Origin of the sequence: Variovorax frigidus (assembly GCF_051216515.1) — a bacterium.
Classification (GTDB): domain Bacteria; phylum Pseudomonadota; class Gammaproteobacteria; order Burkholderiales; family Burkholderiaceae_C; genus Variovorax.
This window is the reverse complement of record NZ_JBPJZF010000009.1, coordinates 245,397-258,897: the sequence shown is the minus strand read 5'-3', so window position 1 is coordinate 258,897 and position 13,501 is coordinate 245,397. Positions and strand designations below refer to the sequence as shown.

Here is a 13,501-nt window from a genome sequence, read left to right as displayed (position 1 = left end):
CAGGTGCACCGTGCCGCGCGTGTTGACGGTGGTGGTGGCGAGTGCAACACCGTTTTGCCGGACGTCGCGCCCGACCATCGTCACGTCGCCTTCACGGGCCACGATCAGGCCGGTGTTCGTGACCTTGCCGGAGAGGCTGTCGGCGCTGAACCGCGGGGTGATTTCGTTGCCGCGCGTGGTCGAGGCCAGGTTGCCATCGGTGCCCACGCCCTTCCTGATGGCGAAGCTGTCGCCGGCCGCGAGTGCGGTCTGGCCCTTGGGCGTAGCGATGTCGCCCGCGTTGTGCACCTCGCTGCCCAGCAGCAGGACGTAGCCACCGCCTTCGGTGGAAGTCTTCGGGGCCAGCGTGGCGATCCGGGCACCGGCCTGGACCTCTACCTTGCCCTGGGCGTTGGTGAAGCTGGGCTGGGCGGCGTTGGCGCTATAGATGCCGCTGGTCTTGAACTGGCCGTCGTCGATCTCGGCGGCGGCGGCCACGAGGTTGCGCGTGTCGACCTGGCTGGTGCCATTGAAGACGATGCCGTTGCGGTTGACCACCAGCACCGTGCCGTCGCCCTTGATCCGGCCCTGGATTTGCGAGGGGCGTGCGGCCGGGTCGTTGACGCGGTTGAGGACGGCCCAGTCGGCCTGCTGCTTGAAATCGACCGTGGTGTTCTTGCCGACGTTGAAGGTCTCCCAGTTCAGGATCGCCTTGTCCGCGGTCTGCTGGATGGCGATGTTCGTGCGGCCGTCGACCTGGGAAGGCTCCGGGGCGTTGGCGTTGTGCCAGCCCGCGGTCAGCGCGTTGGTGTCGACCTTCAGGCCGCCCTCGGTCAGGCCGTCGGGGACGCCGCCACCGGCCGCGAGTGCCGCCGCGCGGGCGGCAGCCTGCGCCGCCTGCTGCGCCGCGATGCCGCGTGCGGCCAGGTTCAGGTTGCCGATGGAGCGCTGCAACTGCTCATTGGCCTTCTGCTGCTGCCCGAGCGGGCTCGTCAGGCTCGAGGCCGGCATGCCGTTGGGCAGACGGCCCGTTTGCAAGGCCGTGTTCTGACTCACGCCTTTTGCGTTGAACCAGGCCGTGCCGAGGGCGCGCTGCGCGTGGGCCGGAAAGGCGACGGTCGAGGCGGCGCCAGCGGCCAGCATCCAGGCCACGGCCTGAGCCAACGGCGAAATGCGGAAGTTTCTCGCTTGCACTGCAGCCAGCTGGTGGCTGCGGTGTCCCTCGTGTGTATTCATCTGGCGCCCGGTAAAGAAGGAAATGCACTGGAACGGAAGAATCCGTACCTCTTCCCCAGAGACCGGAACACGCCGGCAAACCCGCTATTTCATTCAATCCCGACTCGGCACGCGGGCCAATCAAGTTGTCACAAACATCAGCTAAGCAGCAGCATGCCGCCCGGCAGAACGCGCGCACCGAGGTCGTACGAGCGCTGGATCTGGACCAGCACGGTGTCGAGCGAGGCGATGGCGAAGCGCCCGCTCACGGCACGATCGGCCAGCCCCCGCGCCAGCAGCACCACCCGTCCCCGACGGTAGCGGTTGATCTCGGCGATCACGCCCGAAAGCGGCGTCTGGCGGAACACCAGTACGCCGTCGCGCCACGCGGCGGCGTCGACACGACGGATGTCGACCGGGGAGCCGATCGAGTCCGCGTCGTACACCACCTGCTGGTCTGCACGCAGCAGTTGCGTTCCCAGCGCATGCGCGACGCGCACCCGGCCTTCGATGCAGGTGACGCAAGCGCTGCCGTCGAGGTAGCGGACTTCGAAACGGCCGGCGTCGGACTCGATGCGGCCCGCGCCGGCCACCACGCCAAAGGTCGGCGCAGCTGCAACGGATGCGGAAGAAAGATCCACGGCCGCCTCGCCCGCGATCAGGTCGATCCCCACCGTGCGCCCATCGAGCGTCCTGCGACGTACGCTGGTCTGGGTATTGAGCACGAGCGCGACACCGTCGGCCAGCGCCAAGGTGCGCTGCTCGCCAGTGCGGGTGCGGAAATCCGCGCGCCATTCGCTGGCGGAAGGCCACAGGGCCCACGGCGGATTCACCATCGCCACCACACCCGCCGCGCCGATGGCTCCGGTGGCCGCCCCCAGGAAGGCGCGACGAGGAAGCACGGTCCGGTGCCCGGTCTGCCGATGCGCAGCCAGCAGCGCCGGACGCTCCGCCATCATCTGGCCGATGGCCGGATCGAGCGCCTTCCAGAGGCGCTTCGCCTCCAGAAAGGCCTGCACATTCGCGGGGCCCGCAGCCTGCCAGCGGCGAAAGCCGTCGAGATCGCGCTGAGTGGCCGCGCCGGAGGTGAGCTTGCGCAGCCAAGCCTGCGCTTCACGCTGCGCCTGCGCGGCATCGACAGATTCGGCGGACTCGCCCTGAGTGTTCATGTCCATAGGACGGTCGGGCACCTTGGGAACCGCATGCTTATTTTTCATGGGACCCCGATGCGGCGGGCAAACGCCCCATGCGTGCGGCGCAGAAGTCGTGCGCCTCCTTGAGTTCTTTCTCGACGGTGCGCAGCGAGATTCCCAGGCGCGCCGCCACCTCGCGCTGCGGGAGGTGCTCCCAACGCACCATCACCAGGATCTGCCGGCGACGCGCCGGCATGCGCGCGATGAGCGAGACGAGTGCGGCCATCTCCGAGCGGTCTTCTGCGATCTGCGCGGGCCCGGGCGCGGAGTCGGGGACCTCGTCGAGCAGCGCATCGATCTCGTCGCGGGTGACCAGACGGCTCTGCTTGCCCGACTGGTCGTAGGCCAGGTTGACGGCCACGCGCAGCAGGTATGCCGCGGGGTCGCGCACGCCTTCGACGTCGTCACGACTTTCCAGGCGCAGCCAGGTGTCCTGCAGGGCATCGCCGGCCTGTTCGGCATTTCCGAGCCGCCGTGCGAGCCGCTGCTTGAGCTCGTCGTAGCGCGAGACCAGGAAACTGCGCAGCGCCGGCAGCGCGTTGTCGGGCATCTCAGTCTCGCTCCGGACAGTCGCGGCCGGCTGTCTGCGAACGCGGCAGGATCAGCATCGTCAACGGCTGCGCCATGTCGGGCGGCGGCGCACGATCGATGCGCACCTGGCGCAGCGTGTCGAGAATGGCGACGTCACGCCCCCGATCGCCGGTGGTGTGAAGCAGGAAGGCGTTGGCAATGCGGCCCGTGCCATCGACCACGAACCGCATGGCGCCGCGGTAGGCGCCTGGGGCAGTCCGCGGGTTGCCGCAGAAGGCCTCCCAGATGCGCGTCTGCACGAGGCCGTCGTAGTGGCGATGCGCGCGCGGCGACACGGCGTCGGTGACCGCGACGGCCGCATCGGCGGCGGCGGCGTTCTGGGGGGACACGCGCTTGAGCACGAAGGCGGCCGCGGATCCGGTGCCGACATAGTCGGCCTCCAGGCCCGTCCCCTCGAGCAGCAAGCCCAGCGCCTCATCCGGCATCGCCAGAGCCGCTATGGCCGTCGAATGGCGTCCCGCCACCAGCACCGCATCGAAAAACACTGGCAGGCCCGTGCGCAATCCGTACTGCTCCAGTGCGGAGGCCAGTGGCTGGCTCGCGATGTCGAAACGCAGGGGTGCAGTTTGCGCGGTGGCGGTCATGGCTGCGACCGCCATGCAGGCCGCAAGCGCGAAACGCGCCTGAAAGAAAGAGAAAGCAAATTCATGCCGCATGAGGTCGATACGCTTGGCGAGGACCGCCGCCCAAGGGCATGTCGAACCGGATGCTAGAGATGTTCAGTGACCATCCCATGACTTGATGGGCAGGCCGCGAGAAAAGGAACTTCGCTGATGCGTCATGCGACACCGATCGGATCACCGTCGCGACCGACGCCCTTGTTCCTCACACCCTGGGCGAAAAGCTTGCCGTACGGGCACAAGGTGTTTTGTTAGCCGCTCCTGGGCCGGCCGTTCGATCCCGCTTCAGCTATCGCCGGGCAACCGCCCCGCCCCCATCTTCCTGCTGCCAGCCGCCGCCCAGCGCCTTGAAAGCGCTGACCGCCGCGCGTGCCGATTCCGTTTGCGCCTGCACCCTGGCATCGGCCAGGCGCAGCAGGCTCTCGTCGGCCTGCAGCACCTCGATCAGGCTGACGACGCCTTTCTGGTAGGCCGCGAACGAAGCGCCTCTGGCGCGGCCGAACGACGCCTCGCCCTGCGCCAGCAGGGCGGTCTGCGCTTCGCGCTTGACCAGTGCGGAGAACGCGTTCTCCACGTCCTCCGTCGCACGCAGCGCGGCCAGCCGGTAGGCGGCGAGCATTTCCGCGTCCTGTCCCTTGGCGGCCTCGATCTGCGCGTCGATGCGGCCGAAGTCGAACAGGCGCCAGCGCAGGCCGAGCATGCCCGCGCCCTGGCTCGCGCCGCTGCTGAAGAGGTTGCCGCCGGACACCGAGGTGGCGCTGCCGATCATTCCGCCCAGGGAGAACTTCGGGTAGTACTCGGCCACGGCCACACCGATGCGGGCGTTGGAAGCGGCCAGGCGCCGTTCCGCCGCGATCAGGTCGGGTCGGCGGCGCAGCAGGTCGCCGGGCGATCCGGCGCCATCGATGCGGGGCGCGACGGGGATGGCAGCGGCCGGTTCCAGTTCCGCGCGATGCGTGCCGGGCGCGCTGCCCAGCATCACGTCCAGGGCATTCATCGCGGCCTCCAGGCCGGCCTCCAGCACCGGCACGGACGCCCGCACCTGCGCGAGCGCGCCTTCGGTTGCAGCTCGGCGGCCAGCCCCAGAGCTGGCCCCGCAAATCTGAACACCCCGATAAGTGTGGAAACTGCTCCTGCTGGCGAGGATATCGCCTGTGAAGATTGGAGCAAAGATGAGCAGAAGACTTCGCCGCACGCACTCAGCGGCATTCAAGGCCAAGGTGGCACTGGCCGCCGTTCGAGGCGACAAGACACTGGCCGAACTGGCGCAACAGCACGACGTGCACCCCAACCAGATCACCGACTGGAAGAACCAGTTGCTCAAGCGAGCGGCCGACGTGTTCGGCGGCGAGCCGTCGCCAGCAGAGCCTGCGATCGACCTGAAGGGACTGCATGCCAAGATCGGCCAGTTGGCGCTGGAGAATGATTTTTTAGAAGGCGCGCTCATCAAGGCCGGCATGCCGAGCGCAAAGCGATGATCGATCGAGGCCACGATCTACCGATCCGGCGCCAGGCCGCACTCGTGAACATCAGCCGAGGGTCGGCGTACTACACGGCCAAGCCCGTGAACGATGGTGACCTCAAGCTGATGCGCCGCATCGACGAGTTGCACCTGGAGCTGCCGCTCGCAGGAGCGCGCATGCTGCGAACAGAAGGCGTCGTGGTAGGCCGCAAGCACATGACAACGCTGATGCGGCGAATGGCCATCACGGCGCTGTACAGGAAGCCCAATACCAGCAAGAAGGCCCCGGGGCGCACGATCTACCCGTACCTGCTGCGCACGCTGCCGTCACCCGGGCCAACCAGGTCTGGGCGATGGACATCAGCTACATCCCGATGGCACGGGGCTTCGTCTACCTGGCGGCGGTGATCGACTGGTACAGCCGCCGGGTGCTGGCCTGGAGGGTGTCGATCTCGATGGACACCGAGTTCTGCACGGATGCCGTCGAGGAGGCGATCACCCGGTACGGCACGCCGGAGATCTTCAACACCGACCAAGGCACCCCGCCTTGCTCAGTCCTTGTGATGCCGCATTCAACGCCACCTTCGCGGTGGCGTTGTCTTGACAATCGACTACTTCGTAGCTTGATGCGCCTCGACCATGAAAAGGATAGTCGTTGCCGTGAGGTTCAATGTGTACCGTGCTAAGTATTCGGGCACTGCGACTGGCGCCGCACCCTGCCCGTGACCGCCATTCTTGTTACGCACGGTCGGGACGCCACTTTCCAGCAGCGAGCGCATGGACGAGAACTGCGACTCGAAGTACGACGGAAACAAGCCATTGCTCATACAGATGCTGATCAGGTTCTTCGCCGTGTCCGTTGGCTGCATTGGCCAACCGCGAAGACTGCAAATCGTCTTCATGGTGCTTTCGAATGCCTTTAGCGAGTCAACAAGGCTCTCTTTGTAGCGCCCGTGTCGATAGTGCTCGTGGGCTTTCAGAAACTCCTCATTCGCACCCTTGAAGCTCTTGTCTCGCAAAACGTTGAGCGTCGGCTTCACTGCCTCAGCGTGCAGGAACTGGGAATCGACTCGGATGATCTCGCCCGACTCAAATTGATACCCAACGCCGTGTTCCTTGAAGCGAACATTCAGTTCTGCGATCGCACCGTCCGGCTCAATCTTCCGCTTGGTGTAATACAGGTACTGACGGTCTTCGCTTATGGCTTGGATGAATCGGAAGCACAGTTCCACGACATCGAGCGCCCGCTCGGCCGATTCTTCCTGCAAGAAAAAATTGAATACCGAGTCTTGATTGGACTTGGGGTACTTAACCAGCTCAAAGACGCCGAACTCTCGGCACAGGGCCTGTTTTACAAACTCGTACGCACTCAGAGCGTGGTTATTGCCGCCGAATGCCTCGTCTTCTCCAAAGGCATCACTGATGATATGAACGATCTGCACGCGCAGCGGGTGCGGTAGCTCGTCGTAAACGTACACATCCGGCATCTCGCCCCGAGCACGCTTCTGCCGCTTAGAAAACAGATCGAAGACCCCCAAAGCCATCCCCTCAGGTTTTTTTCGAACCACCATGAAAGTGGCGGTGGGTCAGGGATTCGAACCCTGGAAGGGGTTGCCCCCTCGCTAGTTTTCAAGACTAGTGCCTTCAACCGCTCGGCCAACCCACCATTCTTATGTACTTACAGTCGGCTTACGCAAAGCCAATCTAGCTGCAACAGAAAAACGCTAACACATTGTTTTTATTGAACTTTTCGCATTCCACAGCCCGCACGTCGGCAGTTTTCAAGACTGCTGGTTTAAACCACTCGCCCAACTCTCCGAAGCCGCCTTCGGGTGGCGAAGGCAGGCCGCGATTTTATGCTGACGGAAAGCCCACCCACCCGCACCGTCCGAAATCTACGCGTCCGGCAGAAAGATGCTCTGCAGATCGCTGAGGAAATCGAGCCCGCGCTCGGTCGGCCAGACATGCCACAGGTCGCGCTGCAGCAGCCCCTTCTTCTCGGCTTCTTCCAGGCCCTTCTGGATGCTGGTGATCGACAGGCCCGTGCGCTCGCCGAACTGCGCCAGCGTGAAGCCTTCCTTCAGGCGGAAGGCGTTGAGCATGAACTCGAAGGGCAGATCGGCGATCGCGACATCTTCGCTCTGCGCCACGGCCGCACCGGCCAGCGCCTGGTTCATGTAGCGCTGCGGCTCGCGGTAGCGCACCTGGCGCACCAGACGGTGCGCGAAGCTCAGCTTGCTGTGGGCACCGGCACCGATGCCCAGGTAGTCACCGAACTGCCAGTAGTTGAGGTTGTGCGCGCAGCGGTGGCCGTCGCGCGCATAGGCCGAGACCTCGTAGCGCGTCATGCCCTGCGCGCCGGTGCGCTCGGTGATGCGGTCGAGCATCGCGTAGGCCGCGTCGTCCTCGGGCACCACCGGCGGGAACTTCGCGAAGTAGGTGTTGGGCTCGATGGTCAGGTGGTAGACCGACAGGTGCGGCGGGTTGAGCGCCAACGCCTGCTCGAGGTCGGCCTCGAACTGCGCCGGGGTCTGGCCGGGCAGCGCGTACATCAGGTCGAGGTTGAAGGTGTCGAAGGCGCTCGCCGCCTCCTCGACCGCGGCGATGGCCTGGGCCGCATCGTGCACGCGGCCCAACGCCTGCAGGTGCTCGTCATTGAAGCTCTGCACACCGACCGACAGGCGCGTGACGCCGGCGGCGCGGTACGAACGGAAGCGGTCGCGCTCGAACGTGCCGGGGTTGGCTTCGAGCGAGATCTCGCAATCGGGCGCGAGCTTGAGGCGCGCGCGCAGGTCGCCGATGAGCCGGTCGACGGCCTCGGGCGAGAACAGGCTGGGCGTGCCGCCGCCGATGAAGATGGTGTGGACCGTGCGGCCCCAGATCAGCGGCAGCGCGGCGTCGAGGTCGGCCACCAGCGCATCGATGTAGCGCTGCTCGGGCAGGGCCTCGCCGCCGGCACGCCACTCGTGCGAATTGAAGTCGCAGTACGGGCATTTGCGCAGGCACCAGGGCAGGTGCACGTACAGCGACAGCGGCGGCAGCGCGGCCAGCTGCAGCGTGCCTGGCCGCATCAGGTGCAGCACGTCGTTGGCATGCGGTGCGCCGTCTTCGGTCGCGATGCCGATGGGCAGGTGGATGCTCACGACCAGCGCTCGCGCATCAGCGCCAGCATCGTGCGCGCGGCCTGGCCGCGGTGGCTATGCGCGTTCTTGAGTTCGGGCGTGAGCTGCGCGAAGGTCTGGCCGAAGGCCGGCAGCAACATCACGGGGTCGAAGCCGAAGCCGTTGTCGCCGATGGGCTCGCGCGTGATCTCGCCGGGCGCGCGGCCGACGGCGATCAGCGGCTCGGGATCGTCGGCGCTGCGCAATGCCACCAGCGTGCTGACCAGCGCGGCGCGGCGGTCGTCGACCGTGGCCATCTGCTCGAGCAGCGCGCGCACGTTGTTCGCATCGCCCTTGTCGTAGCCGAACTGCGTCGCGTAGTACGCGGTATCCACGCCGGGCAGGCCGCCGAAGGCGTTGACGCACAGGCCCGCGTCGTCGGCGATCGCGGGCAGGCCGGTGGCGGCCGCCGCATGGCGTGCCTTGGCCAGCGCGTTCTCGACGAAGGTGCGGAAGGGCTCGTCGGCCTCGCTCACGCCGAGTTCCGATTGGCGCACGAGCTGCACGCTCAACGGTGCGAACAGCTGCTGCAGCTCGGCCAGCTTGCCCGCGTTGTTCGATGCCAGGACCAGTTTCATGGTGCGACCGTCGACGGCGTCAGGCCACGGCGGCCAGCGCTTGCTGCTGCAGCGTCACCAGTTCGGTGATGCCCTTCTCGGCCAGGTCCAGCAGCTGGCCCATCTCGGCGCGCGAGAAGGCCGCGCCTTCGGCCGTGCCCTGCACTTCGACGAAGTGGCCGGCGCCGGTCATCACGACGTTCATGTCGGTGTCGCAGGCCGAGTCCTCGGTGTACTCGAGGTCGAGCAGCGGCGTGCCCTGCACGATGCCCACCGAGATCGCGGCGACGTGGCCGCGGATCGGCGAGGCGGTGATCTTGCCGGCGGCCAGCAATTTGTTCACCGCATCCTGCGCGGCCACGAAGGCGCCGGTGATGGCCGCGGTGCGCGTGCCGCCGTCGGCCTGCAGCACGTCGCAGTCGAGGTGGATGGTGCGTTCGCCCAGCGCGGCCAGGTCGAACACCGCGCGCATCGAGCGCCCGATGAGGCGCTGGATTTCCTGCGTGCGGCCGGTCTGCTTGCCCTTGGCGGCTTCGCGGCTGCTGCGGGTGTGGGTGGCGCGCGGCAGCATGCCGTATTCGGCCGTGACCCAGCCTTCGCCGCTGCCCTTCTTGTGCGGCGGCACCTTCTCTTCGACCGAGGCTGTGCACAGCACGCGGGTCTGGCCGAACTCGATCAGCACCGAACCTTCGGCATGGATGGTGAAACCGCGGGTGATGCGCACCGGGCGCAGTTGGTCGGCGGCACGGCCGCCGCTTCGTGTGAAAGCAGTCATGGGGTTGTTCAACTCGGAAGAAAAGAAATAAAGGATCGCCGCTTGCCGCGGCGGATTCAGGTCGGCCCGTCGCTCAGCTCTTGCGTGCAGCCGAGCGGCGGATGGCTTCGTTGATTTCGGCGATCGAGCGCTCGATCGCATCTTCGTCGAGATCGTCGAGCTCGGTGTCCGACGGCATGCCCGCCTGGATGGTCGAGGCGAAGACGCCGTCGCTGATGCTGTCGGTCGACACGCCGCGCTGGTTGCCCGGCGAATCCGGGGTCTCGGTTTCCCATTCGAGCGCGATCAGGGTCACGTTGTCGCTGTGGGTGCCGCCCTTGCGCAAGGCCATCTCGGCCAGGTCGGGCGCGGCATCGGACACCGGCCGGCCCGAGGACAGGATGTGCACGATCGTCGCATCGTCGAGCACGCCCCAGACGCCGTCGGAGCACAGCATGATGCGGTCGCCGCGGCGCAGCTGCAGCGGCGGCGCCGCGTCGATCAGGGGCGGCGTGGGCGAGCCGAGGCAGGTCAGCAGCAAATTGCGGTTGGCCGGCTCGGGGCCGCCGCCCGGGCGCGGGCGCTCGGCATGCGAATGGTCGCGGGTGCGGGTCAGAAGCATGCCGTCGCGCACCACGTAGAGCCGCGAATCGCCGCAGTGCACCCAATGGGCCGTGGTGCCCTGGAGCACCGCCGCGACCACGGTGGTGCGCGGCGTGTCGAGCATGCCCTTGGTGCCGGCGTACCGCATGATCTGCTGGTGCGCGGTCATCACCGAGGTGTTGAGGAAGGCCTTGACGTCCTTCAAGGTCGGCCGGGCTTCGCGCTGGTAGAGCGCCGCGATGGTCTGCAGTGCCATCTGCGCGGCCACTTCCCCTTCGGGATGGCCGCCCATGCCGTCGGCCAGCACGAACAGGCCCGATTCGCGCGTGTAGCAATAGCCCATGCGGTCTTCGTTCTTGAGACGGCCGCCCTTGCGGCTGACCTGGAAGACGGAGAACTTCATGGCCGTGATGCCGTGATGCGCGTCATGCCGGTCGCGTGGTCGGTGCCGCGGCCTTGGGCAGCGACTTCTTGTCGGACGAGCGCATGTTGTCGATCGACAGGCGCACCTTCTCGCCGACGGTGAGCTTGGTGTAGCGGCGCTCGCCCTCGCGGCTGAGTTCCTTCTGCAACGCGAAGACCGACTGCGGGCGCGACAGCGGGTCGAGCGACATGCACCACTCGACCACCTCGATCAGGTTGTCGGAATAGATGCCGCGCAGCCGCGACAGCGACAGGCCGAGCCGGTCTTTCTCGATGCGCTGGGGCGCGTCGTTGGGCGGATAGCCCTGCATGCAGGCGTAGATGCAGGCGCCGATGGCGTAGATGTCGGTCCAGGGGCCCATCGACGAGTCGCGCCGGTACATCTCGGGGGCGGCGAAGCCGGGCGTGTACATCGGGCGGATGAAGTTGCCTTCCTTGGACAGCACTTCGCGCGCGGCGCCGAAATCGATCATCACGGCGCGGTCGTCGTCGGTCACGAAGATGTTGGCGGGCTTGATGTCCAGGTGCAGCATCTTGTGCTGGTGCACGATGCGCAGGCCGCGCAGGATCTCGTCGAACAGCGAGCGGATCGTGGATTCGCGGAACACCTTCTGCTTCTTCAGGTCGCGCGCGGTGACGATGAAGTCCTGCAGGGTGGCCCCCTCCAGGTAGTTCATCACCATGTAGACGGTTTCATTCTCGCGGAAGAAATTGAGCACGCTCACCACGGAGGCGTGCGAGATCTGCGCCAGCGAACGGCCTTCCTCGAAAAAACTCTTGAGGCCGAGCCGGTAGAGCGACAGCTTGTCAGGCGACACCTGGGGCGCCAGTTCGCCGGCGCCACGGGTGGCCAGGGACGAGGGCAGGTATTCCTTGATCGCCACCTGCTGGCCGCTGGTATCGACCGCCAGGTAAACCACCCCGAAACCACCGGCCGAAAGACGGCGCACGACGCGATAGCCGCCGATGACGGTGTCCGGCAACAGCGGCGAAGGTTTGACCTTTGACATAATCCGGGAGTTTCGCCCGAAGGCAATGGTGCGGCAAGCGAACGCGATGCCGTCGCCTCGGAGCAAGCAACAAACACAGTGAGGCGCAATGTCAGTTTACAGCATGACCGGCTATGCCAACGGCCAGAACGGCCCGGTAGGCACCCCGCCCGAAACCGACGCGCGCCCCCCGGCCGCGGGCCGGCTCGGGGTCGAAATCCGCTCGGTCAACAGCCGCTTCCTGGACCTCAGCTTCAAGCTGCCGGAAGAGCTGCGCCAGCATGAAACCGCACTGCGCGAGCTGCTCACCGGCAAGCTCAAGCGCGGCAAGGTCGAAGTGCGCGCCGCGGTCGAAAGCACGGCGCAGGCCGGCATCGCCGAACCCTCCACCCGCCTGCTGCAACGCCTCAACGGCGTGCAGGACGGCATCCGCGCCTGGCTGCCGAGCGCGCGCGAACTCAGCGTGGCCGACGTGATCCGACTGGCGGCCGGCGACTCCGCGGCCCGCGGCGACTGGGGCCCCGACCTGCTCGAGGTCACGCAGAAGGCGCTCGAAAGCCTGATGGCCGCCCGCGAGCGCGAAGGCGCCCGTCTCGCCACCATGCTCAAGGACCACCTGGGCCAGCTGCGCAAGCTGGCCGCTCAGGCGGTGCCGCTGATTCCGCAACTGGTAGAGCAGCAGCGCGCGCGTTTTCTCGAACGCTGGCAGGACGCGATGGGCCTGACGGGCGGCACGCTGCCCGAAGCCGCCCAGGACCGTGCGCTGACCGAGGCCACGGCCTTCGCCATCCGCATCGACGTGGCCGAGGAACTGACCCGGCTGAGCTCGCACCTCGACGAGATCGACCGCCTGCTCAAGAAGGGCGGCGAGGTCGGCAAGCGCCTGGACTTCCTGATCCAGGAGCTGCACCGCGAGGCCAACACGCTGGGCTCCAAGTCGGCCGCGCTCGAACTGACGCGCATCGGGGTCGACATGAAGGTGCTGATCGAGCAGATGCGCGAGCAGGTTCAGAACATCGAATAAGCAGACGACTCCATGGATTACCCCGGCAATATCTTCGTCGTGGCCGCGCCCAGCGGCGCAGGCAAATCGAGCCTGGTCAAGGCTCTGATGGAACTCGACTCGGCGGTGCAACCGTCGGTCTCGCACACCACGCGCCCGCCGCGCGGCCAGGAAAAGCACGGCCGCGAATACTTCTTCGCCTCGCCTTCGGAATTCGACGCGATGGTCGTCAGCGACGGCTTCGTCGAATGGGCCCACGTGCACGGCCAGCGCTACGGCACCTCGAAAAAGGCGATCGAGGACCGCGTCGCGCAAGGCACCGACGTGATCCTGGAAATCGACTTCCAGGGCGCATTGCAGATTCGCAAGACCTTCGCCAACGCCGTGCTGATCTTCATCCTGCCGCCGAGCTGGGAAGAGCTGCGCTCGCGGCTGGAGCGGCGCGGCGAGGACAGCGCCGACGTCATCGAACTGCGGCTGAAAAATGCCGCGCAGGAGATGGCACGCACGCGGGAATTCGATTTCGTTATAATCAACGAGTTATTTGAGCGCGCGCTTTTCGACCTGAAAGCCATCGTCCACGCGCAGCGGCTGCGCTACTCCGCCCAGCGCCGTGCCCGTGCAGACACCTTCTCCGCGCTCAATATTCCCTGAATCTCGACCACCGTCCGCAACGAAAGATCCTCATGGCCCGCATCACCGTCGAAGACTGCCTGCTGCAGATCCCCAACCGTTTCCAGCTCGTGCTCGCCGCGACCTACCGCGCGCGCATGCTGAGCCAGGGCCATGCCCCGAAGATCGAGAGCAAGAACAAGCCGGCCGTGACCGCGCTGCGCGAGATCGCCGAAGGCAAGATCGGCATCGAAATGCTCAAGAAGGTTCCGGGCTGAGCTTGACGCCGTCCTGCCACAGAAAAGCACCGCCGCGCGGTGCTTTTTTTATGCCCGGGCG

The 13,501-nt window shown here is 66.4% G+C and carries 13 protein-coding genes, 1 tRNA gene and 2 pseudogenes; 4 read left to right on the top strand and 12 right to left on the bottom strand.

Going from position 1 to position 13,501, the window contains the following annotated elements:
- The 5 genes and pseudogenes from ACSFBC_RS25965 to ACSFBC_RS25945 form a co-directional block, all read right to left on the bottom strand.
- Positions 1-1,173: two-partner secretion domain-containing protein (locus tag ACSFBC_RS25965; RefSeq protein WP_435513204.1), on the bottom strand; the 1,173-nt coding region annotated here is incomplete at its 3' end.
- 179 nt (positions 1,174-1,352) lie between these two features.
- Positions 1,353-2,411 (bottom strand): FecR family protein, encoded by a 1,059-nt coding sequence (locus tag ACSFBC_RS25960; RefSeq protein WP_435513203.1) that lies wholly within the window; start codon positions 2,409-2,411, stop codon positions 1,353-1,355.
- Entirely contained in the window at positions 2,401-2,937 is a 537-nt protein-coding gene (locus tag ACSFBC_RS25955; RefSeq protein WP_435513202.1) for an RNA polymerase sigma factor, read from the bottom strand. The genes ACSFBC_RS25960 and ACSFBC_RS25955 overlap by 11 nt, the downstream gene beginning before the upstream one ends.
- A gap of 1 nt (position 2,938) precedes the next feature.
- Positions 2,939-3,634, bottom strand: coding sequence for an energy transducer TonB (locus ACSFBC_RS25950; RefSeq protein WP_435513201.1), 696 nt, complete (start codon positions 3,632-3,634; stop codon positions 2,939-2,941).
- Between the two features lie 253 nt (positions 3,635-3,887).
- Positions 3,888-4,658 (bottom strand): annotated as a pseudogene (locus ACSFBC_RS25945) (TolC family protein); the annotation flags it as partial.
- Positions 4,659-4,770: 112 nt separating this feature from the next.
- Between ACSFBC_RS25945 and ACSFBC_RS25940 the strand changes: the two are divergent.
- Positions 4,771-5,602, top strand: a pseudogene (locus ACSFBC_RS25940) (IS3 family transposase); the annotation flags it as partial.
- A 69-nt stretch (positions 5,603-5,671) separates the two neighbouring features.
- On the opposite strand, the gene ACSFBC_RS25935 reads toward ACSFBC_RS25940, so the two are convergent.
- The 7 genes from ACSFBC_RS25935 to ACSFBC_RS25905 all read right to left on the bottom strand — a co-directional run bounded on the left by ACSFBC_RS25935 (position 5,672) and on the right by ACSFBC_RS25905 (position 11,568).
- A complete protein-coding gene (locus ACSFBC_RS25935; RefSeq protein ID WP_435513200.1) occupies positions 5,672-6,631 on the bottom strand; it encodes an STM4504/CBY_0614 family protein in 960 nt (319 codons plus the stop codon).
- A gap of 5 nt (positions 6,632-6,636) precedes the next feature.
- Positions 6,637-6,726 (bottom strand) — tRNA-Ser (locus ACSFBC_RS25930).
- Between the two features lie 229 nt (positions 6,727-6,955).
- Positions 6,956-8,131 carry a radical SAM family heme chaperone HemW gene (gene hemW, locus ACSFBC_RS25925; RefSeq protein ID WP_435513211.1) on the bottom strand — a complete coding sequence of 392 codons (1,176 nt, stop codon included), beginning with the start codon at positions 8,129-8,131 and terminating at the stop codon, positions 6,956-6,958.
- Between the two features lie 68 nt (positions 8,132-8,199).
- Positions 8,200-8,799: an RdgB/HAM1 family non-canonical purine NTP pyrophosphatase gene (gene rdgB, locus ACSFBC_RS25920; protein ID WP_435513199.1), complete on the bottom strand. Its 600-nt coding sequence runs from the start codon at positions 8,797-8,799 to the stop codon at positions 8,200-8,202.
- 19 nt (positions 8,800-8,818) lie between these two features.
- Entirely contained in the window at positions 8,819-9,553 is a 735-nt protein-coding gene (gene rph, locus ACSFBC_RS25915) for a ribonuclease PH (RefSeq protein WP_435513198.1), read from the bottom strand.
- Between the two features lie 73 nt (positions 9,554-9,626).
- Positions 9,627-10,538, bottom strand: a complete 912-nt coding sequence (locus ACSFBC_RS25910) for a PP2C family protein-serine/threonine phosphatase (RefSeq protein WP_435513197.1) — start codon at positions 10,536-10,538, stop codon at positions 9,627-9,629.
- Between the two features lie 22 nt (positions 10,539-10,560).
- Positions 10,561-11,568, bottom strand: a complete 1,008-nt coding sequence (locus ACSFBC_RS25905; protein WP_435513196.1) for a serine/threonine protein kinase — start codon at positions 11,566-11,568, stop codon at positions 10,561-10,563.
- An 88-nt stretch (positions 11,569-11,656) separates the two neighbouring features.
- On the opposite strand from ACSFBC_RS25905, the gene ACSFBC_RS25900 reads away from it, so the two are divergent.
- The 3 genes from ACSFBC_RS25900 to rpoZ are packed head-to-tail and all read left to right on the top strand — an operon-like array spanning position 11,657 to position 13,440.
- Entirely contained in the window at positions 11,657-12,571 is a 915-nt protein-coding gene (locus tag ACSFBC_RS25900) for a YicC/YloC family endoribonuclease (RefSeq protein WP_435513195.1), read from the top strand.
- Positions 12,572-12,583: 12 nt separating this feature from the next.
- Complete coding sequence (gene gmk / locus ACSFBC_RS25895; protein WP_435513194.1) at positions 12,584-13,204, top strand: guanylate kinase; 621 nt, start codon at positions 12,584-12,586, stop codon at positions 13,202-13,204.
- A gap of 32 nt (positions 13,205-13,236) precedes the next feature.
- Positions 13,237-13,440 carry a DNA-directed RNA polymerase subunit omega gene (rpoZ, locus tag ACSFBC_RS25890; protein WP_021009011.1) on the top strand — a complete coding sequence of 68 codons (204 nt, stop codon included), beginning with the start codon at positions 13,237-13,239 and terminating at the stop codon, positions 13,438-13,440.
- Positions 13,441-13,501 lie beyond the last annotated feature (61 nt).

Coding starts and splice junctions, on each gene's coding strand:
- rpoZ (WP_021009011.1), top strand. CDS start 13,237: ATGGCCCGCATCACCGTCGAAGACTGCCTGCTGCAGATCCCCAACCGT.
- ACSFBC_RS25950 (WP_435513201.1), bottom strand. CDS start 3,634: ATGCGGCATGAATTTGCTTTCTCTTTCTTTCAGGCGCGTTTCGCGCTT.
- ACSFBC_RS25960 (WP_435513203.1), bottom strand. CDS start 2,411: ATGAAAAATAAGCATGCGGTTCCCAAGGTGCCCGACCGTCCTATGGAC.
- rdgB (WP_435513199.1), bottom strand. CDS start 8,799: ATGAAACTGGTCCTGGCATCGAACAACGCGGGCAAGCTGGCCGAGCTG.
- hemW (WP_435513211.1), bottom strand. CDS start 8,131: ATGCGGCCAGGCACGCTGCAGCTGGCCGCGCTGCCGCCGCTGTCGCTG.
- ACSFBC_RS25900 (WP_435513195.1), top strand. CDS start 11,657: ATGTCAGTTTACAGCATGACCGGCTATGCCAACGGCCAGAACGGCCCG.
- ACSFBC_RS25905 (WP_435513196.1), bottom strand. CDS start 11,568: ATGTCAAAGGTCAAACCTTCGCCGCTGTTGCCGGACACCGTCATCGGC.
- ACSFBC_RS25935 (WP_435513200.1), bottom strand. CDS start 6,631: ATGGTGGTTCGAAAAAAACCTGAGGGGATGGCTTTGGGGGTCTTCGAT.
- ACSFBC_RS25955 (WP_435513202.1), bottom strand. CDS start 2,937: ATGCCCGACAACGCGCTGCCGGCGCTGCGCAGTTTCCTGGTCTCGCGC.
- gmk (WP_435513194.1), top strand. CDS start 12,584: ATGGATTACCCCGGCAATATCTTCGTCGTGGCCGCGCCCAGCGGCGCA.
- ACSFBC_RS25910 (WP_435513197.1), bottom strand. CDS start 10,538: ATGAAGTTCTCCGTCTTCCAGGTCAGCCGCAAGGGCGGCCGTCTCAAG.
- rph (WP_435513198.1), bottom strand. CDS start 9,553: ATGACTGCTTTCACACGAAGCGGCGGCCGTGCCGCCGACCAACTGCGC.